This window comes from Prochlorococcus sp. MIT 0801 (genome assembly GCF_000757865.1).
GTDB lineage: Bacteria > Cyanobacteriota > Cyanobacteriia > PCC-6307 > Cyanobiaceae > Prochlorococcus_B.
The window spans coordinates 1,004,211-1,020,025 of the sequence record NZ_CP007754.1 but is presented as its reverse complement, the minus strand read 5'-3'; the positions used below and the strand labels follow the sequence as shown (position 1 = coordinate 1,020,025).

General features: G+C 36.7%; 31 protein-coding genes. 11 read left to right on the top strand and 20 right to left on the bottom strand.

Features of this window, described 5'->3' with window-relative positions; translation table 11 throughout:
• The first annotated feature begins 51 nt into the window (after positions 1-51).
• On the top strand, positions 52-213 hold the full coding sequence (locus EW15_RS11155; RefSeq protein ID WP_011295042.1) for a hypothetical protein: 162 nt from the start codon (positions 52-54) through the stop codon (positions 211-213).
• Positions 214-276: 63 nt separating this feature from the next.
• Positions 277-537: a hypothetical protein gene (locus EW15_RS05420; protein WP_038652908.1), complete on the top strand. Its 261-nt coding sequence runs from the start codon at positions 277-279 to the stop codon at positions 535-537.
• A gap of 12 nt (positions 538-549) precedes the next feature.
• On the opposite strand, the gene EW15_RS05415 is transcribed toward EW15_RS05420, so the two are convergent.
• Positions 550-747 carry a hypothetical protein gene (locus EW15_RS05415; protein WP_225866284.1) on the bottom strand — a complete coding sequence of 66 codons (198 nt, stop codon included), beginning with the start codon at positions 745-747 and terminating at the stop codon, positions 550-552.
• 383 nt (positions 748-1,130) lie between these two features.
• Between EW15_RS05415 and EW15_RS05410 the strand changes: the two genes are divergently transcribed.
• Positions 1,131-1,541, top strand: coding sequence for an MAPEG family protein (locus tag EW15_RS05410; protein WP_036904254.1), 411 nt, complete (start codon positions 1,131-1,133; stop codon positions 1,539-1,541).
• Here the strand turns inward: EW15_RS05410 and EW15_RS05405 are convergent.
• The 9 genes from EW15_RS05405 to EW15_RS05375 form a co-directional block, all read right to left on the bottom strand.
• Positions 1,518-1,799, bottom strand: coding sequence for a hypothetical protein (locus EW15_RS05405; protein ID WP_011294561.1), 282 nt, complete (start codon positions 1,797-1,799; stop codon positions 1,518-1,520). The genes EW15_RS05410 and EW15_RS05405 overlap by 24 nt on opposite strands.
• 15 nt (positions 1,800-1,814) lie before the next feature.
• Positions 1,815-2,663 (bottom strand): LOG family protein, encoded by an 849-nt coding sequence (locus EW15_RS05400; RefSeq protein ID WP_038652905.1) that lies wholly within the window; start codon positions 2,661-2,663, stop codon positions 1,815-1,817.
• Between the two features lie 93 nt (positions 2,664-2,756).
• Positions 2,757-3,098: a DUF1330 domain-containing protein gene (locus tag EW15_RS05395; protein ID WP_036904244.1), complete on the bottom strand. Its 342-nt coding sequence runs from the start codon at positions 3,096-3,098 to the stop codon at positions 2,757-2,759.
• Between the two features lie 87 nt (positions 3,099-3,185).
• Entirely contained in the window at positions 3,186-3,596 is a 411-nt protein-coding gene (locus EW15_RS05390) for a hypothetical protein (protein ID WP_011823830.1), read from the bottom strand.
• A 70-nt stretch (positions 3,597-3,666) separates the two neighbouring features.
• The gene (locus tag EW15_RS05385) at positions 3,667-3,912 is read right to left on the bottom strand and encodes a hypothetical protein (protein WP_038652902.1); all 246 of its coding nucleotides are present in this window, start codon (positions 3,910-3,912) and stop codon (positions 3,667-3,669) included.
• A 128-nt stretch (positions 3,913-4,040) separates the two neighbouring features.
• Positions 4,041-4,175 (bottom strand): hypothetical protein, encoded by a 135-nt coding sequence (locus EW15_RS11575; RefSeq protein ID WP_011294994.1) that lies wholly within the window; start codon positions 4,173-4,175, stop codon positions 4,041-4,043.
• 33 nt (positions 4,176-4,208) lie between these two features.
• A complete protein-coding gene (locus tag EW15_RS11150; RefSeq protein WP_011294556.1) occupies positions 4,209-4,385 on the bottom strand; it encodes a hypothetical protein in 177 nt (58 codons plus the stop codon).
• Positions 4,386-4,580 carry a hypothetical protein gene (locus EW15_RS05380; RefSeq protein WP_036904235.1) on the bottom strand — a complete coding sequence of 65 codons (195 nt, stop codon included), beginning with the start codon at positions 4,578-4,580 and terminating at the stop codon, positions 4,386-4,388. It lies immediately after the preceding gene.
• A gap of 717 nt (positions 4,581-5,297) precedes the next feature.
• Complete coding sequence (locus EW15_RS05375; protein WP_038652898.1) at positions 5,298-5,528, bottom strand: TIGR02450 family Trp-rich protein; 231 nt, start codon at positions 5,526-5,528, stop codon at positions 5,298-5,300.
• A gap of 473 nt (positions 5,529-6,001) precedes the next feature.
• On the opposite strand from EW15_RS05375, the gene pstS reads away from it, so the two are divergent.
• Positions 6,002-6,973: a phosphate ABC transporter substrate-binding protein PstS gene (gene pstS / locus EW15_RS05370; protein ID WP_038655215.1), complete on the top strand. Its 972-nt coding sequence runs from the start codon at positions 6,002-6,004 to the stop codon at positions 6,971-6,973.
• A 117-nt stretch (positions 6,974-7,090) separates the two neighbouring features.
• A complete protein-coding gene (locus EW15_RS05365) occupies positions 7,091-7,270 on the top strand; it encodes a hypothetical protein (RefSeq protein ID WP_038652896.1) in 180 nt (59 codons plus the stop codon).
• A gap of 41 nt (positions 7,271-7,311) precedes the next feature.
• Here the strand turns inward: EW15_RS05365 and arsJ are convergent, their stop codons facing one another.
• Positions 7,312-8,574 carry an organoarsenical effux MFS transporter ArsJ gene (gene arsJ / locus EW15_RS05360; RefSeq protein ID WP_038652894.1) on the bottom strand — a complete coding sequence of 421 codons (1,263 nt, stop codon included), beginning with the start codon at positions 8,572-8,574 and terminating at the stop codon, positions 7,312-7,314.
• A gap of 10 nt (positions 8,575-8,584) precedes the next feature.
• Entirely contained in the window at positions 8,585-9,610 is a 1,026-nt protein-coding gene (locus tag EW15_RS05355) for an ArsJ-associated glyceraldehyde-3-phosphate dehydrogenase (RefSeq protein WP_038652891.1), read from the bottom strand.
• 139 nt (positions 9,611-9,749) lie between these two features.
• On the opposite strand from EW15_RS05355, the gene EW15_RS05350 reads away from it, so the two are divergent.
• Together EW15_RS05350 and EW15_RS11145 are read left to right on the top strand one after the other, a co-directional pair.
• Positions 9,750-10,079: a helix-turn-helix transcriptional regulator gene (locus EW15_RS05350; protein ID WP_038652888.1), complete on the top strand. Its 330-nt coding sequence runs from the start codon at positions 9,750-9,752 to the stop codon at positions 10,077-10,079.
• 149 nt (positions 10,080-10,228) lie between these two features.
• Complete coding sequence (locus tag EW15_RS11145; RefSeq protein ID WP_197049637.1) at positions 10,229-10,387, top strand: hypothetical protein; 159 nt, start codon at positions 10,229-10,231, stop codon at positions 10,385-10,387.
• Between the two features lie 225 nt (positions 10,388-10,612).
• On the opposite strand, the gene EW15_RS11140 is transcribed toward EW15_RS11145, so the two are convergent.
• The 3 genes from EW15_RS11140 to EW15_RS11130 form a co-directional block, all read right to left on the bottom strand.
• On the bottom strand, positions 10,613-10,750 hold the full coding sequence (locus EW15_RS11140) for a hypothetical protein (protein WP_011294966.1): 138 nt from the start codon (positions 10,748-10,750) through the stop codon (positions 10,613-10,615).
• Positions 10,751-10,858: 108 nt separating this feature from the next.
• Positions 10,859-11,035 (bottom strand): hypothetical protein, encoded by a 177-nt coding sequence (locus EW15_RS11135; RefSeq protein ID WP_011294980.1) that lies wholly within the window; start codon positions 11,033-11,035, stop codon positions 10,859-10,861.
• Positions 11,036-11,037: 2 nt separating this feature from the next.
• Complete coding sequence (locus EW15_RS11130; protein WP_197049636.1) at positions 11,038-11,214, bottom strand: hypothetical protein; 177 nt, start codon at positions 11,212-11,214, stop codon at positions 11,038-11,040.
• A 165-nt stretch (positions 11,215-11,379) separates the two neighbouring features.
• Here EW15_RS11130 and EW15_RS05340 point away from each other — a divergent pair, with 165 nt between their 5' ends.
• Positions 11,380-11,487, top strand: coding sequence for a high light inducible protein (locus tag EW15_RS05340; protein WP_011294533.1), 108 nt, complete (start codon positions 11,380-11,382; stop codon positions 11,485-11,487).
• Positions 11,488-11,636: 149 nt separating this feature from the next.
• Positions 11,637-11,792, top strand: coding sequence for a high light inducible protein (locus tag EW15_RS11125; protein WP_187152595.1), 156 nt, complete (start codon positions 11,637-11,639; stop codon positions 11,790-11,792).
• A gap of 397 nt (positions 11,793-12,189) precedes the next feature.
• Here the strand turns inward: EW15_RS11125 and EW15_RS05330 are convergent, their stop codons facing one another.
• Together EW15_RS05330 and EW15_RS05325 are read right to left on the bottom strand one after the other, a co-directional pair.
• Positions 12,190-12,450 carry a hypothetical protein gene (locus EW15_RS05330; RefSeq protein ID WP_038652882.1) on the bottom strand — a complete coding sequence of 87 codons (261 nt, stop codon included), beginning with the start codon at positions 12,448-12,450 and terminating at the stop codon, positions 12,190-12,192.
• 290 nt (positions 12,451-12,740) lie between these two features.
• A complete protein-coding gene (locus EW15_RS05325; RefSeq protein WP_011294530.1) occupies positions 12,741-12,953 on the bottom strand; it encodes a hypothetical protein in 213 nt (70 codons plus the stop codon).
• 516 nt (positions 12,954-13,469) lie between these two features.
• Here EW15_RS05325 and EW15_RS11120 point away from each other — a divergent pair.
• A complete protein-coding gene (locus EW15_RS11120) occupies positions 13,470-13,646 on the top strand; it encodes a hypothetical protein (protein ID WP_197049635.1) in 177 nt (58 codons plus the stop codon).
• Between the two features lie 118 nt (positions 13,647-13,764).
• On the top strand, positions 13,765-14,268 hold the full coding sequence (locus EW15_RS05320) for an alternative oxidase (RefSeq protein ID WP_038652879.1): 504 nt from the start codon (positions 13,765-13,767) through the stop codon (positions 14,266-14,268).
• Positions 14,269-14,322: 54 nt separating this feature from the next.
• Here EW15_RS05320 and EW15_RS05315 read toward each other — a convergent pair whose 3' ends face one another.
• The 3 genes from EW15_RS05315 to EW15_RS05310 all read right to left on the bottom strand — a co-directional run bounded on the left by EW15_RS05315 (position 14,323) and on the right by EW15_RS05310 (position 15,169).
• Positions 14,323-14,592: a hypothetical protein gene (locus EW15_RS05315; protein WP_011294527.1), complete on the bottom strand. Its 270-nt coding sequence runs from the start codon at positions 14,590-14,592 to the stop codon at positions 14,323-14,325.
• 80 nt (positions 14,593-14,672) lie between these two features.
• A complete protein-coding gene (locus tag EW15_RS10815) occupies positions 14,673-14,819 on the bottom strand; it encodes a DUF3764 family protein (RefSeq protein ID WP_197049634.1) in 147 nt (48 codons plus the stop codon).
• Between the two features lie 5 nt (positions 14,820-14,824).
• Entirely contained in the window at positions 14,825-15,169 is a 345-nt protein-coding gene (locus EW15_RS05310; protein ID WP_038652876.1) for a hypothetical protein, read from the bottom strand.
• Between the last annotated feature and the right edge of the window lie 646 nt (positions 15,170-15,815).

Here is a 15,815-nt window from a genome sequence, read left to right as displayed (position 1 = left end):
TTGCCATAGGCCTTCTTGATGGTTTATACCATGGTTAATTGAAGAGAAACTATGAAACTTCAAACTTCATTTAGTGTTCCTAACGATGCTATGGGTGACATCGGTATGAAACACGAGGCAGTTAAAAGAGGAATGACAGCGGTTGCTTCCTACTGGGAGAAAGAGTGTGCTTTAAATCCTTCTTCACCTGCATGCCTTATTTTTGAAGACTAGGATTTTATTAGACGTGAGGACATAAACTTTCCTTCATGAAATAGTTAATTTTTTTGCTTCTTTATGAAAAGTGTTATAAAAACTTGTGTTGGATTATTTCTGTCTCTATTTGTAGTGATGTGTGTTTGCTTCAAGTCAGTTGAAGCACAGCCGGTTTTAATGGCATTGGATGCTCATATTGAAAATGATCAAAGTTCAATGGATTCAAAAAGTATTGATGATCTTTTAGGACCAGATGCAAATTTCCCATTTGATCCAGCAAATCATAGAGATGGATCTAATCCGATTAAAAGGATTGGCAAAATAAGCGACGATAATTTGTAAATTGTTATCTTTTTATTTCTTAAGCAAAAGTTCTAAACGTTTTTTTTGTTCTTCAAGAGTCTCTGACTTTTCATTTCTTTTTGCTTCTATTCTATTTTTTATGGATGCATCAGCTTGTCTTGCGATACTAGCCTTCCTAAGGAACACAAGGACTGATATCACAGCAAATAAAAAAGCAAGTGAACCCAATGGAACTATTGTTGCGCTCATCTCTTCCATTAGTAATTACAGGCGTTATACAAACGATTAGCTTTCTGTTGATCCTCACATTTTTTTAGCTTCGTCTCTAAATCCTGCATCTCCTTTTGAGCCTGATTGATTAATTCCAATGACCATTGCCAGTTTCGCTCAGTGCAATGTTGTTTTGCAGAATCCCAGTCCATGGTTGGATTATTTTAATAATGGATGTTTTAGTCGAGCTGAAGTCTCTATAACACCTAGAGAATAACAAGTTTATGAACTAAATATTGTGTTTTTATCATCTTTTTGAAAACTTGGTTTGTACAACTTGTTCTAAAAGCAATCTTCAACACACCTTTTAAACCGCAATTTGAATCTGCCTCACTTAGGCTCAAAATATATTTGTGAATTCCATGGAAACAGCTTTTGCTTGGAGCCTATGCCTGTCTGCCGTTGTTGTCTTGATTTCAATTGGACCACTAACGTATGGCCGAGTCAAGGCTGGTTATTCAGCTGAGAATATGAGTGCGCCAAGAGCTTTGTTTGATGAACTTCCTGATTTTGGTAAAAGAGCTGTCTGGTGTCATCAAAATTGCTGGGAGAGTATCACTCTTCACGCTCCTGCATGTTTGCTATGTCTGATTGCCGGTGTTGTGTCTCCTGTGGCCGTAATAGCTGCGTGGGTTCACCCAATTGTGAGGTTTATCTATATAGGTGCATATGTTGGCGATATTCCTCCTGCTAGAGGACTTTGTTGGGCTTCGGGTCTTTTATGTTCAACTCTTTTGTATAAAGAGGGTTTAACTGCTTTGCTTTCTTCTTAATTGATCTACTAATAAACTTCTTGGTTTACCTGTTTTTACTGGATTTAATCGATCAAGTATTACTGCAACTGCTGTAATCCAAGAACTTCCCTCTGGAATATTTGTTTGGTTACAAATATGTTTTGGAGCTATTTCTGGGGAGAAATTCGAATCGCTTTCATTGATTATCTCTTGATAGTGTTCCTCTAAAAGGTCGACATCTTCTTTTTCAAGAATGTTACCTGAGCAATACCAATCTAGTGATGTCTTCCAATCCATTTCTTGATGATAGGACTATTGTTTGATTATGTCCCATGCTTCTGAAGCACTATCGGCGTATTGAAAGAGTTTCATGTGTTCATCTGAGATAAGTCCGTGATCTGAAAGGAATTGAAAGTTGATCACTTTCGACCAATAATCTCGACCAAAAAGAATAATTGGAATTTCTGTTTTCATTCCTGTTTGACGAAGAGTGAGTAATTCGAAGAGTTCATCAAATGTTCCAAATCCCCCAGGGAAAAAGACAGCTGCAACTGATCGCATCACAAAATGAAATTTTCGTAAGGCGAAATAATTAAATTTAAAGCAAAGCCCAGGGGTGATATATGCATTGGGATGTTGCTCGTTTGGGAGACTTATGTTTAATCCTATTGATTTACAGTCCGCATCAAAAGCACCTCGATTGGCAGCCTCCATAATCCCCGGACCACCACCAGTGACAATTACATGTGAATTGCAATGCTCTTTTTGGTTTTGTCTGGAGACAATCTTCGCGAATTCTCTAGCAGAGTCGTAGTAATGAGAGATTGATTGTAGATTCTTTAGTCGTGTTAATTCTCTCTCTAAATTCGATGAGCTTGGATCTTTCGTGAGAGAGTTCTTTGCTAGTTCAATTCTGTGATCTATAGAGCTTTTATCAGATAAACTTGCACCTCCAAAGACGATAATTGTTGATAAGATCTTTTGCTCATCCAAGATTTTTTCTGGTTTATTAATTTCTAGTAGCATTCGCACTCCTCTCATTTCATCACTATTGAGCAACTCTCTATCTTCATGGGCTAATTGGTAGTTACTCGAACTAATAATTAATTCAAGGTTTTTGCTGACCAGCTCTTGATCGTCACTTCTATTTTGTGAACTCATCAGAATATGCCTCCTAATGTTTTAATGCTATTAATTATTTGATCAATTCATTTATTTATATGAAATGAATAGTGAGGTGTTTGATGCCATTATCTACATTCCCATTGCTCTTCTAAGTTTTGTTGCCTCGTCCATTCCTTCCATAATTGTGAACGTTGCATTCACGGTGGCTGCTTTACGTAGCTTAGAAAGTTCTTGATATTCACTGGACTCATAAGCATCTACAGCTATTCGCATAGATGGAAATTCACAAATGACTGCAAGGTTTGAATCTTCAGTTTTTTCTTTTCCTCTTGGGTCTGTATCTTTCGCAAATACCTCCCCACCATTCTCTTTGAGCCATGGCCCAACTTTTTCGACATATTCATCAAATAATTCTTGATTAATAATTTTTGCCGTTGAGATCCAGTACCCTTTGGCTCCTTTTTTATCCATTACCTTTTAATCAATTTTGAATTTAGAATAGTTGAGACTTACCTCAGTAAATAATTTTCACATCAATGGTCTATAAGTCTAAATAATTTATTTCCATAAACTTCTTTTTTTTAAAAGATCTTCGATATTTGGCCATGCTGCAATTAGTTCCTTTAGGGCTTGTCTATTTGGAGTGTATAAAACACATGAGAAGGCACTGATGACATAAAAAACAAACCACAACTTGTTGATTGAGTACACAGAGACAAAGGAGAAGATAAAACTACCAATGAATACAAAAAAGAGTGATCGATTTATCACTTCAAGTGGAGATCTTCTTAATCGTCTAAGCAATCTTTTTGTAGATTTTGTCTTTGAGAATCTTTGTGCCTCTATTTCTTCTTCTTTGATTAGTCTTTCATTTTCTTGATCCAATATTTCGTTTGATCTGACAATATCCTCTATCTCTTGACTGGATAAGTTATCTAGAGGCTCTGAGTCTTTTTTTATTGCTGCCATTAGTTCAACAAACTTAAAAGTTAGATAGTTATCTGTATCTACCTTACTAAAGCGAATGTTTGCGTTTTGATTAATTGCCTAGGCCAGGTGGAAAAGGAAAAACTTGTTCATCCCCAAAAATATCCTCCATACTCAACTCTTTACTTTGTGACTCCATTTCTACAGCTTCTTCTTCGGTTTCCATTCCCATTTCATATGAGTCTCCTTCTCCATAATCCTCTGGTGGAACCCAGCCTTGTATTACTGCCTCAGCACTATTCAATCCAGAGAAAACAATGAATACGAATAAAACTAATTTGATTAGAAAATTTTTCATATACACATGCTCTCATTACTTAGGCTAATGCTTGATCAGAAGGTTGATTAGCTTTAGGACTTGTAAAAATACCTTTACGATTGTCTTCTTTAGGTTGAGGCTTTTTTCTTTACTATTCGCAACTGATTTTAATCTGCATTTTGTCTGACAGGTCTCATCATCCCGCCTCCATCATCATCATCATCTCCAAAACCAAAAAATAGCCAGGTAATAGCAAATACAGCTAATGCCCCTGATAGCGTCAATGCTTGTAACTCGTTCAAAGCTTTTCGGCTAATTTTTCACGACCTTAGCCCTTATTTCGTTTTTTTGTTGATGAGGAGAGCTTTCTTTCTGGTTATATTGTCGAAACTTAATTTGATTACTAATGGAAGAATTAGCCAAAAGAGTGGAAGAACTTGAGCGTCGAGTCCAGCATTTAGAAGCAGTGCTGCAATACCAAGCAAGAAAAAACAAATAATTTCTGTTGCCATCTAACCAATACCTGGAATATCAAATGGGAGCTTGTCTTCAAGTACTACTAAGTATTTTTGGACTGCAGGAATACGAAGTAGAGCTAATGGAACAACAATATTCAGAACAATCCATGCTCCTCCAACTAATGGAGCCCATTTACCAGCTTTTTTAATAAAGCTCATTCCCTTCTCTTTCTCTGGAGACTGATTCATGTTTTTGATTTATTGATTAGATCTTAGCTAGACCCCAAACTTACTATTTTTGATCAGGTGTAGTGGAAATGCAATGGGCATTAAGGCTGATTGCGTTGAGGTGCGAATAGAGCAAAGATACGTTTGTTGAGCTCAGAGGCACCATTGATGGTCGACACTCCACCTGAGTATTTAAGAGAAGCGAACTGAATTCTGGTTCCTGCTCCAACATTCTCAAAGAATAAGTGGGCTATTCGTCTGATGCGACAAGGATCAATGATTTAGGTGCGTCAATTCAGTCGAACCTCCTCTGCATCGTTTAGGTGCCCTAACGGAGTAAAAAAGCCTTTCTACTAGACACTTGGCCCCAGGCCACCAATATCCAGAAGCTTCCAAAGAATCGGTAAAGGAAAAGGGCCCCCTCGGGCCCTTTTTAAATGTCTAATTAAAAGAGGTTTATTCTTTCTACGGTTTCCCTGCCTAAGACGTACGGTCCTACAGAACTATTGATGAAAAGGAAAATCTAGGATATGTGTACGTCAGGCAATCAATTGCACTGGTCATCGGTTGATTGGCTTCTGGGGAGGAGCACTGACGTTTTTTATTCAAAGAAACAACCTTCTAAAGCTCAGTATAAAAAGAAGGTTGTCCTGAGAAGTTCAAAAAATATAAGAACAAACCACTATCAGCCGTGTAGGAATAATTACTTAAATATCTGTTTTTTATTTTCTCTAAAGATTAGTTGCCATCGCAATCGTCATCTTTTGGCAACTGAAGCCATCCACTCGTCCACTTTGAATATGTTTTTAATTCCGACCATGGAACTCTTATAAGAATTTCGTTGTTGTTAACTGGAAATAGTTCTACCCACCGTTCATCTTTTTTGCCTCCATAGCTTTTAACTTCAAAATGTCGATAACCTTCTCTTTTTACGGCTGAGGTCCAAGCTGCATTCGGTGGCCATCTCATTTAGTTTCCTCTTTTCTTCAAGCCTTCACTCTTTATTTATTTTAGTCTAAATTTATACACTTAAAGCTTATTTATGTTTTATATTTTTGTAAACATAACATTTTTAATCTAGAAAGATTCCTTTAACAGATAAATCTTTTCTCTCACTAGGATCTGGATATGTGTTTTTGTATTGGCTAATAGATATAGATGTGCCGATCATTAAGACTAGAATTATTAGAAGATATTTTACTTTGTTTTTCAACTTCTTATTAAATGCTTGATTGATCTAATGATTGGTTTTCATCCAAGCATCAGCCTTAATATTGCTCATAAATATACCGCTTCGCTCCATCAAACAGATATGTTTATTTTGAATTAGTTTTTTTGCCGTAAGCCCTGTATCAAGCTATATTGATTATATCAATAAATATTGATCAATGTCAGAGCCTTCACGTCCTATGCTTTCATTGCTTTTACGTCGCAGACCTTTGATGAGCTTTGCTAAGAAGAGTCTTGTCCTCTCCTCTTTAATTATTCTTGGCTCAGGTGGAAGTGCCTTTGCGGGTGCTCGACTCAGCGGAGCTGGAGCCTCTTTTCCCGCTAAAATCTACACTCGATGGTTCTCTGACTTAGCTAAAGAGCGTGGACCTCGTGTTAACTATCAAGCTGTTGGTTCAGGTTCTGGCCGTAAAGCTTTCATTGATGAAACCGTTAATTTCGGTGCGTCTGATGATCCGATGAAAGCAACAGATATTGCAAAAGTTACGCGGGGATTAGTTCAAATCCCAATGGTTGGTGGCACTATTGCTTTTGGTTATAACTACGATTGCGATCTTAAACTTACTCAAGAGCAAGCTGTTCGTGTTGCTATGGGTAAAATTTCAAACTGGAAAGAGGTTGGTTGCCCTGAAGGAAAACTAACTTGGGCTCATCGTTCTGATGGTTCAGGCACTACGAAGGCTTTTACAAATTCCATGCAGGCTTTCTCTAAGACATGGACTCTAGGAACAGGTAAATCTGTCGCCTGGCCTGCTGGTGTTGGTGGTAAAGGTAATGCTGGTGTTGCTGGCGTTATTCGTAACACTCCTGGTGCAATTGGTTATGTAAACCAGTCATATATTAGAGGTGAAATCAAAGCAGCCGCTCTCCAAAATTTATCAGGAGAGTTTTTACAGCCAACTACTGAGGCTGGTGCTATTGCTCTTAATGGAATACAACTAGATAAAAATCTAGCCGGTAATAACCCTAACCCTAAGGCCAAGGGTGCATACCCAATCGCAACCCTTACATGGATTCTTGCTTACGAAACTGGTAATGGTAGAAACACTGATGCCATTAGAGATTCACTTAACTACCTACTTAGTGATAAAGCCCAGGCTAAGGCTCCTTCTCTTGGCTTTGTTCCTCTAAAAGGTGATATTCTTTCCAAGTCTCGCGCTGCTGTAAAGCGTATTGGTAAGTGAATTTATTCCTTATAAATTAAAAAGGAGGCAATAGCCTCCTTTTTAATTTCTTTTTTGCTAGCCAGTCACTTCCTAACTTAAGCTGAAAAAAATCTTTAATATGAAAAAAAAGATTCAATGAATAATTGGAAGGAAATAGTTGGATCACCCATTTGGTGGGTTCCAGTTTCACTACTAGTTTTATTTATTTCGATTGAGGGATTACATCTAGCCGAGCATGGTAAAAACTGTAAAACGAAAGCAGCATGGATGAATGAAGTTGGACTTGAATATGACAGAGAATCAGAGGTTCAGTAGTCCTTCTTTCCCTTGATATTTAATTTTTTTTATTGACGCTCTTAGGAATTTTTTATAGCTTTTGTATTTGATACTGGAGGTAGTCGTAAACTAGTCAACAATGAGATAAATACAAATAGGCTTGAGCACCATAAACATAGTTGCATTCCTATAGAGGCATTAGCTCCAATCATGAATAAAACTCCTGATAGGAGAGTACCAATCAGTCTCCCTGCCGCATTTGCCATGTAATAGAAGCCGACGTTTAGACTCACGTTTTCCTTGTCCGTATAAGCAAGAACCATATATGAATGTATTGATGAGTTCATTGCAAATATGAACCCAAATAATATCAATCCAGCTGTAATTGCTGTTTCTGGATTGCTTTGTCGCCATAGTGCTATTGCTATTAGCGCTGGAATTGCAGTTAACGCAGCGCTCCAGAATTGAACAGAAGAAACTCCTGGGCTTGTTTTATTTCCCCATAAATTTCTTAAAGACGGCGCAAACGCTTGAATAAAACCATAACCAATAACCCACAATCCTAGAAAAGCTCCAATCTCAGAAAAATTCCAATTTAGATACGTTTCAAGAAAAACAGGTAGTGCAACGACGAACCATACGTCTCTTGCCCCAAAGAGAAAAAAGCGTGCAAAAGAGAGGACATTGATCCCTTGAGATTTAGAAAATAAGTCTTTAAAGATTGGTTTGTTTTTCATCTTTCCAATATCTCCAGGCAAAATTAATGTCATTAGAAATGACAGACCTAAACCGATAGCCATTAATTCAACTGCTTTATTAAATCCAAAACTTGTAAGCAAAAGTCCACCAAGAAAGAAGCCAACTCCTTTGAGTGCATTTTTTGAACCAGTTAAGATGGCTACCCATTTAAATAATTGATTATTTCCACCATCTTCTTCTGATGAGCCTGGAACGACAGTTTTGATGGCACTTTTAGCACTCATCTTATTGAGATCTTTTGCTATGCCACTAATCGCTTGAGCAACCATGACATAAATGACACTCAAAAGTTTCGACCAACCACTTGAAACGGGTATCAACATCAATAGGGCGCCGATTTGTAAAAGAGTTCCTACCCACAGTGTTAGACGTAATCCATATCTTGCTCCTATCCAACCTCCATAGAGATTAGTGATGACGCCAAAGAACTCATAAAAAAGGAATAAGAATGCAATTTCTAATGTTGTATATCCAAGGCTATGAAAGTGAAAAATCACTAGCATTCTTAGAGCACCATCTGTCAGTGTGAATGCCCAATAGTTGGTCGTTACGATTCCATATTGTTGCAATGCCGTTAATCGCATGTTTTTATTTTTATTCTTTTTCTAGCTTTATTACATGTGATACGAGATCAGCCATTCGACAGCTATACCCCCATTCATTGTCATACCAAATATAGACTTTCAGTTGAGTTTTGTTGATCACCATGGTTGAGGGCGCATCAATAATTGAACTTCTCGAGTCATTGACATAATCGATTGATACAAGTGGTTTTTCTTCGTAACCAAGTATTCCTTTTAGTTCTCCTTCTGAAGCTTCTTTGAACACATGATTGACTTCTTCTTGCGTGACCTCTTTTTCTAATTCAAATACAGCATCAGTTAAAGATCCATTGAGGAGAGGAACTCGAACTGCATGACCATTTAATTTACCTTGTAATTCAGGGAATATCATCCCTATCGCTTTTGCTGATCCTGTTGTTGTTGGAATTAAGCTTTGTGATCCGCTCCTTGCTCTTCTTAAATCTGATTTAAATGAATCAACGATTACCTGTGTATTTGTTAGGTCATGGTGTGTTGTGATGCTTCCATGCTTGATACCAAAAGCTTGATTAACAACTTTCACAACGGGAGCCAAGCAATTAGTCGTGCAGGATGCAGCTGTTACTAAGCGATGTTTATTGGGCTCATATAAATCATGATTAATACCGTAGACGATATTTAGAGCATCCTCTCCCTGGATTTCTCCTTTTACTGGACATGCAACGACAACTCTTTTCATCCCAAGAGTATCGAAGTAAGGATTTAATGTTTGAGGGGTTTTGAATTTTCCTGAACATTCGAGAATTAGCTCTATACCTGTCTTATCCCATGGAACTTTTGTGAAATCACTTTCCTTTGCAAAAGATATCGGGTGACCTTCAATACTCAGGTTGTTTTGGTCGTTGCTTATTGCTTTGTTCCAACGACCATGTACTGAATCAAATTCAAGTAAATGCGCAGCTCCCTTTGCATCACCCAATGGATCGTTGATATGTGTAATCTCGATATTTTCTCTACCCCAGAGCGCTCTTAGAACAAGTCGTCCTATTCGACCGAAACCATTAATACCGATTCGCATAACCTGTAATTGAGTTAGAGGAGTGAATCAATATAAGGATAAGATTCCTCATATCAATTTATATTGATGTATAGAGGTTTATCGATGCAAGCCTTTTCTGCGGTTTGTTTTATCATGTGATTATATTTTTTCTTCTGTGATGGCCACAGCGACAAAGAGCGAAGTAGTTCTTGAAAATGCAGTGGCCAGGAAATTGCTAAAAGCTTTATCTGATCCATTGCGATTGCAAATCATTGAGTCTCTTTCAGGAGGAGAACGATGTGTTTGTGATTTGATTAATGAAATTGGATTGGCGCAATCGAAAATATCTTTTCATTTAAAAGTTTTAAAAGATGCAGGTTTGATTACCGATAGGCAAACTGGTAGATGGGTTTATTACCAATTGAATATTGACTCATTAAATTCTTTGCAAGATTGGATTGAACTGTTAAAAGAAAGTTCGCAACAACCATCGCAAGCTTGTAAATAAAGCAATCAATTTAAATCTGGTTTTCAATTGATTTAGCTCTATTCAGAATTGTTCTAATAATTTTTAGGTAATTATTTCTAGCAGGTATCAATGGATACTCTTTATGCTTGGATAGTAATCATATTCTTATTACATCAATTTTTTTTGATATGAGCAAGAAAATCTCTAAGAAAGCAAGTGCTATTAGAACAATTTCTCTAGCGGTTGGTTCTCTAAGTCTTCTGGTTATTGCTGTTTCTCAAGTTACAGGTGATGAGGCCTGCACAAGCAATGCTTATTCGATTGAAAATCAAATAAGACTTTCATGATTTCATTTTCAATCTGAATATTTATAGTGCTTGATATTTTTAGGTGAATTTTTCAAGAGATATTTTTATTACTAGTTTGATCATTTTGGGATCCTCTTCGATTGTTGGTTATTTTTACCAACTTCAAATTGCTGTTGGATATGCATTGCTTAACGTGTTGGTACTCCTTATTTGGTCAAAACTCGCATCTCGCTAAACCTTCATTCATCCCGACTTATACCTAAATTATTCTTGGTCTTGTGAAAAATCTGCTAGTTCCATAATTTTTTTAAATTCGTCCATCTCCTCATCCGAAACTCCTGTTTTCTCCTGAAGTTCTTTTAATAAAGCATCTATTTTTCTTTTGATATTTTCTTCGCTCAAAATTTTTAATTAAATAGATGACTAATTATATATTCAATTCACCCTTAAACCTTTTTAGAGACGACATGTTTATGTAGTCATTAAGTACATATTATTTTGGTAGTCAATTCAGGCCTGTGCTCCATCTGCTACACGCATCGTCATTCCTCCATCCATGTCATCATCATCGTTGTTGTCCATTATTGCCTTTCCAACCTCATAAAGAAGATAAGTCCCAACAATGATTAGAACGAAAAGGAAATTAAAATCTCCTGAGTTTGAAGCGTATGTTTGAATTTCACCCATAATTATTCTCTGTTAAATAACCATCTTCTCTTTTGTTGTGGCTTAGCAGCTCTAGTTCCACGAGACTGCTGCATTTCAGCTTTAGTTATTGGCTTACGATTTTGGAAAGTATCCCAACCAAGTAAAGCCACAGTTCCAATGGCTCCAAAGAAAAGAACTACACCTGGTATTAAATCCATCTATTTGAATTAAGTTCAACAAAGTTAGTGGAATTGTTATTTAGAACGTGGATAAAAAATATTGCTTCACCTAATACCCCTGATAACTTTTGCTGTGTACGGGTGACCCCTTTACATTCCTTTACTTTTCCTTTACATTCATGCGCATTATTTGAGTTTAATCTCGTGACTCCAGAAGCAGAAAAGTTTAATGGTTGGATGGCAATGATCGGCTTTATTGCTGCTTTCGGTGCTTATGCAACTACTGGTCAAATTATTCCAGGCATTTTTTAGGTTCTTATATGACTTCTAGTAACCCAGTTTCTGATCAATCAATAGATCCAACTGATAATCAATCAGAAGGACAATCTGTTGATCCAACAGGAATCCCTGCTTACAGTTCTGCTTCTAACCAGATCATTACTGAATATGGCAAGCAAAACATGTTTGCTACCCAAGTACAAACTCAATTAGTTGAAAACTATTCCAGCTATCCTGAAGAAGCGGAAAAGACCAATGGCCGTTGGGCAATGATCGGAATGATTGCTTTACTAGGCGCTTATATCACTACTGGACAAATTATTCCTGGCATATTTTAAATAGCTTTAACAAATCAATCTTCATATAAATCTAGAGATCTTTCTCTAGATTTTTTTTTGTTCCATTTGAGCATTTAATCCATTTTTTTCATTTTTTGCAAAATAAAAATTAATCAGCTAAAAATGCCAAAAGTAATCATGTTAGAAATAATTACTCCAATGATCTCAGCCTGTCCAATCAAATTCAATCTTAAGAAATACGATCACTGATCATCCTGATCAATGGCGCGATTGACCCAATTGCAAGGACTGCAAACATAACAAATATGATTATTTTTGATTCCCATTTTTCCATGAAAATGGTTTAGCTAATTAGCTCTTATAACTGTGGATTTTTTCTAGCTTTTGAAAAAATTAGTAATTTATTATCAATCAATACTTTTCAACAAAAAGATAATCAGTCTTTACCGGAATTTTTACCAAAACCTGGAATAAAAGGAAATGCTTGATCATCTCCAAGATCTGGGGCAGCACTAGTTTTCGAACCATCCAAGGCATCACTAGACTCTTCGATCACAATACCCATAGAGTTATCTTCGTTCATATCAGAACCCATTTGAGCGGCTGCTGCAGGATTAATTCCTGAAAAAATAGTTGTCGAAGTTAAAAAAACAGACAAAGCTAAAAAACTAGCAGCCCTAAATATCTTTTTGAGCATGAATACAAATCAGTTATATACAATCTAACGTCGGTATTCACCCGAACGCGTTAGGTCTGAATACTCAATTAATGAGATTCAATTAGATAATAGGAGTCGTAGCAATTGTTGAAACTTCTGAGAAGATAGCAACAGCCATGAATATGTAAGGAACTAATTTCATTGTTTTTGTGAATATGTATTAAGCATATATGCTCATCATCTAATCAGTGGTAGCTGATTGTACGGTTCTCGCCCCAACGACCATAAGTAAATTTGTTTGTGGCTATAAAAATATCTGATAACCAATATCAATTGCTATCACTGTTTTGTTGGATCGCTTTTTTTGCAAGATTTTCTAATTGATCAGGTGAAATTGGTGTCGTTTTGTTTTTACTTTCTTTTAATCCTCTTAGTAAAGAAGTAATTATTGCCAGTCCTAAAAATGCACCTAACCCTAACCAAAAAATTCTCTCTACTAAGAGTGCTGTGGGATTACCAATTGCATCAGTTACTTGTTCCATCTTCTCGATTTTGGAAAAAAATAAGGATCAGAGCAGTTTTTCACTAATTTTGCCTTAATCCATCTTAGAAATTATCTGCAGAAATTCATGGCATAAAAAAACCCTCAAATTTGAGGGAGTAGATACTGAGAGATCCCCATCACCCAGTAATTCGAAAATACTACTCGCTGTGTACATATTACGCAAGCTAATAATTCCAGATATGGGTCTTTTTTTCTGTTTTTTTAATCTTTCTAACACCAGATATGGTAGGGGTTGCAATTTGCTTGAAAAACAGTTAAAAATAAGATCCCCATCACCCAGGCCCGTAGGACACCATACCTAGGGTCTTTTTTATTGGAATTGCTTTTTATTTAGATCTTGGAGTTATTTAGTGACTCTGAAGCTGTGGAAAACTTAGACGGATTGAAGTAATTTTTTTACAGAAGGATCGATTAGATAAACATTCACTTCGTGCTAACCGTAACACTAAATATTTTTAGATCAGTTAGGTTTGTTCAAACAATTTTCTGATACATGTCTGAGCTTCAGCTAGTTGACTCATTTCCCATCTGGAAAGCTGTTTTATGGTGTTTCTATCCTATGGCTGCTCTAGTCCTCGTAGAACTAATCTCAAGAGCGCTTCCAGACGATGATGACGATTTCGGTGGAGGAAAGATGATTCCTGCTTACAAACCTGTCCGAGCAAGATAGATTTAATCTTCGGCCTACTTCCACATTCTGCTCCAGTTGCTATCGATAGTTAAATAAATAAGTTACAACTCAAATCGTTGCGTTAAGTATTTATACTTAAATAGTGGGCTAAGGAATTATGAAAGGTATTAATTCATTTGTTTTAAATTTCAGTGTAAACATTCTTGATCGGATCTACGAAGGTAGACCGATTCAACGTTTTTGGGTTCTTGAGGTAATTGCTAGAGCACCTTATTTTGCATTCTTATCAGTTTTGCATTTACAAGAGTCGCTTGGCCTAAAGACTCCTTTAAGCAACAAGCTCATGAAGGCTCATTTTTACCAAGCAATCAATGAGACGGAGCATTTAGAAGAGATGGAATCACGAAGCGGCAATAGATATTGGGTTGATCGATTTCTTGCAAGGCATTTAGTGCTCTTCTATTACTGGGTAATGGTTTTTTATTACTTACTCTCTCCATCAAATGCATACGATATCAATATAAAAATTGAAGAGCATGCGTATGAAACTTATGCAAAGTATCTAACAGTTAATCCAAACGATCAGAGGATACGTGAAATTGCTCAAGATGAGATCAATCATGCGAACGAATTAAAAGAAGCAATTGCTTTGATAAGTTAAGACGCCAACTTTTTGTTGATATTTATAATGATAATTTTCGTTTGTGGTTTTAAATTATCTAAAGCAAGCATCTCCAACAATTCTGAGCTTCTCGATACGAGTAAGGTTCTCTCTCTTTAGCAATGTTTTTGGGGAAACAGCCAAGCCTAATTTGATTCTGTTTGGCAAGGATTCAACTAATGATTCAATATCTGTTAAATCTTCATTAGAAGATGCAATCACATCTTTTGTGCATTCCCAACCTTTGGTCGTAATGATTTGAGGCCATATAAACCAAAGACCGCTAAATGCTCCGAGAATTAAGAAAAACAGATTTCTAATCATTGTTCAGATTTAATTGAGACTAATCTTTTGAGTTGATTCTTTATTTATACCTAAGCAATTTGGATCCTCAAGACCAGAGACTAGGTTCTGCCGTACTCATGGACTGCACCATTTTTTTCAAATATTTCAATGTTCTCTTGTATATGTTTTTCTAAGACACCCTCATAAGCTTGAACTACAACGATCGCTTTTTCAGGATTGTCTTTGCTGACACCTCTGAAAATCACTAAAACTACTTTGAATTGGGGAAGTATTTTGAATATGCATCACCATTTAAGATGCAAAAATCGAATAAAAATATCTTAAAGTTTTCTGGGTATTCTTGCCATGGCAGACTTTTCAACTCTTCAAGCTCCGTTTCGCTAAGTTTTTTCATATTTGCGTATACGTAAAACCCGTCGTCTAAGTCTTTAGGGATATCTTCATTAACCGAGCTTGTAGATTCAATTGAATCTGTGAAAAATGCTTCCTTAGCTGAATCGAAAAATTCAATCTTTTGATGATCAGTTCTACATCCTTTAGCTATTTCACCGAAATTGCTTATTTGATCTTGTTTGCTTGTTTGTTCTCTCGACATATTGATTTATTAATTAGATCTTAGCTAGACCCCAAACTTACTATTTTTGATCAGGTGTAGTGGAAATGCAATGGGCATTAAGGCTGATTGCGTTGAGGTGCGAATAGAGCAAAGATACGTTTGTTGAGCTCAGAGGCACCATTGATGGTCGACACTCCACCTGAGTATTTAAGAGAAGCGAACTGAATTCTGGTTCCTGCTCCAACATTCTCAAAGAATAAGTGGGCTATTCGTCTGATGCGACAAGGATCAATGATTTAGGTGCGTCAATTCAGTCGAACCTCCTCTGCATCGTTTAGGTGCCCTAACGGAGTAAAAAAGCCTTTCTACTAGACACTTGGCCCCAGGCCACCAATATCCAGAAGCTTCCAAAGAATCGGTAAAGGAAAAGGGCCCCCTCGGGCCCTTTTTAAATGTCTAATTAAAAGAGGTTTATTCTTTCTACGGTTTCCCTGCCTAAGACGTACGGTCCTACAGAACTATTGATGAAAAGGAAAATCTAGGATATGTGTACGTCAGGCAATCAATTGCACTGGTCATCGGTTGATTGGCTTCTGGGGAGGAGCACTGACGTTTTTTATTCAAAGAAACAACCTTCTAAAGCTCAGTATAAAAAGAAGGTTGTCCTGAGAAGTTCAAAAAATAT

What these genes read in the sequence shown, in the direction of transcription:
- EW15_RS11155 (WP_011295042.1), top strand. Translation starts at nt 52, where the DNA reads ATGAAACTTCAAACTTCATTTAGTGTTCCTAACGATGCTATGGGTGAC.
- EW15_RS05420 (WP_038652908.1), top strand. Translation starts at nt 277, where the DNA reads ATGAAAAGTGTTATAAAAACTTGTGTTGGATTATTTCTGTCTCTATTT.
- EW15_RS05415 (WP_225866284.1), bottom strand. Translation starts at nt 747, where the DNA reads ATGAGCGCAACAATAGTTCCATTGGGTTCACTTGCTTTTTTATTTGCT.
- EW15_RS05410 (WP_036904254.1), top strand. Translation starts at nt 1,131, where the DNA reads ATGGAAACAGCTTTTGCTTGGAGCCTATGCCTGTCTGCCGTTGTTGTC.
- EW15_RS05405 (WP_011294561.1), bottom strand. Translation starts at nt 1,799, where the DNA reads ATGGATTGGAAGACATCACTAGATTGGTATTGCTCAGGTAACATTCTT.
- EW15_RS05400 (WP_038652905.1), bottom strand. Translation starts at nt 2,663, where the DNA reads ATGAGTTCACAAAATAGAAGTGACGATCAAGAGCTGGTCAGCAAAAAC.
- EW15_RS05395 (WP_036904244.1), bottom strand. Translation starts at nt 3,098, where the DNA reads ATGGATAAAAAAGGAGCCAAAGGGTACTGGATCTCAACGGCAAAAATT.
- EW15_RS05390 (WP_011823830.1), bottom strand. Translation starts at nt 3,596, where the DNA reads ATGGCAGCAATAAAAAAAGACTCAGAGCCTCTAGATAACTTATCCAGT.
- EW15_RS05385 (WP_038652902.1), bottom strand. Translation starts at nt 3,912, where the DNA reads ATGAAAAATTTTCTAATCAAATTAGTTTTATTCGTATTCATTGTTTTC.
- EW15_RS11150 (WP_011294556.1), bottom strand. Translation starts at nt 4,385, where the DNA reads ATGGCAACAGAAATTATTTGTTTTTTCTTGCTTGGTATTGCAGCACTG.
- EW15_RS05380 (WP_036904235.1), bottom strand. Translation starts at nt 4,580, where the DNA reads ATGAATCAGTCTCCAGAGAAAGAGAAGGGAATGAGCTTTATTAAAAAA.
- EW15_RS05375 (WP_038652898.1), bottom strand. Translation starts at nt 5,528, where the DNA reads ATGAGATGGCCACCGAATGCAGCTTGGACCTCAGCCGTAAAAAGAGAA.
- pstS (WP_038655215.1), top strand. Translation starts at nt 6,002, where the DNA reads ATGAGCTTTGCTAAGAAGAGTCTTGTCCTCTCCTCTTTAATTATTCTT.
- EW15_RS05365 (WP_038652896.1), top strand. Translation starts at nt 7,091, where the DNA reads ATGAATAATTGGAAGGAAATAGTTGGATCACCCATTTGGTGGGTTCCA.
- arsJ (WP_038652894.1), bottom strand. Translation starts at nt 8,574, where the DNA reads ATGCGATTAACGGCATTGCAACAATATGGAATCGTAACGACCAACTAT.
- EW15_RS05355 (WP_038652891.1), bottom strand. Translation starts at nt 9,610, where the DNA reads ATGCGAATCGGTATTAATGGTTTCGGTCGAATAGGACGACTTGTTCTA.
- EW15_RS05350 (WP_038652888.1), top strand. Translation starts at nt 9,750, where the DNA reads ATGGCCACAGCGACAAAGAGCGAAGTAGTTCTTGAAAATGCAGTGGCC.
- EW15_RS11145 (WP_197049637.1), top strand. Translation starts at nt 10,229, where the DNA reads ATGAGCAAGAAAATCTCTAAGAAAGCAAGTGCTATTAGAACAATTTCT.
- EW15_RS11135 (WP_011294980.1), bottom strand. Translation starts at nt 11,035, where the DNA reads ATGGGTGAAATTCAAACATACGCTTCAAACTCAGGAGATTTTAATTTC.
- EW15_RS11130 (WP_197049636.1), bottom strand. Translation starts at nt 11,214, where the DNA reads ATGGATTTAATACCAGGTGTAGTTCTTTTCTTTGGAGCCATTGGAACT.
- EW15_RS11125 (WP_187152595.1), top strand. Translation starts at nt 11,637, where the DNA reads ATGTTTGCTACCCAAGTACAAACTCAATTAGTTGAAAACTATTCCAGC.
- EW15_RS05330 (WP_038652882.1), bottom strand. Translation starts at nt 12,450, where the DNA reads ATGCTCAAAAAGATATTTAGGGCTGCTAGTTTTTTAGCTTTGTCTGTT.
- EW15_RS05325 (WP_011294530.1), bottom strand. Translation starts at nt 12,953, where the DNA reads ATGGAACAAGTAACTGATGCAATTGGTAATCCCACAGCACTCTTAGTA.
- EW15_RS11120 (WP_197049635.1), top strand. Translation starts at nt 13,470, where the DNA reads ATGTCTGAGCTTCAGCTAGTTGACTCATTTCCCATCTGGAAAGCTGTT.
- EW15_RS05320 (WP_038652879.1), top strand. Translation starts at nt 13,765, where the DNA reads ATGAAAGGTATTAATTCATTTGTTTTAAATTTCAGTGTAAACATTCTT.
- EW15_RS05315 (WP_011294527.1), bottom strand. Translation starts at nt 14,592, where the DNA reads ATGATTAGAAATCTGTTTTTCTTAATTCTCGGAGCATTTAGCGGTCTT.
- EW15_RS05310 (WP_038652876.1), bottom strand. Translation starts at nt 15,169, where the DNA reads ATGTCGAGAGAACAAACAAGCAAACAAGATCAAATAAGCAATTTCGGT.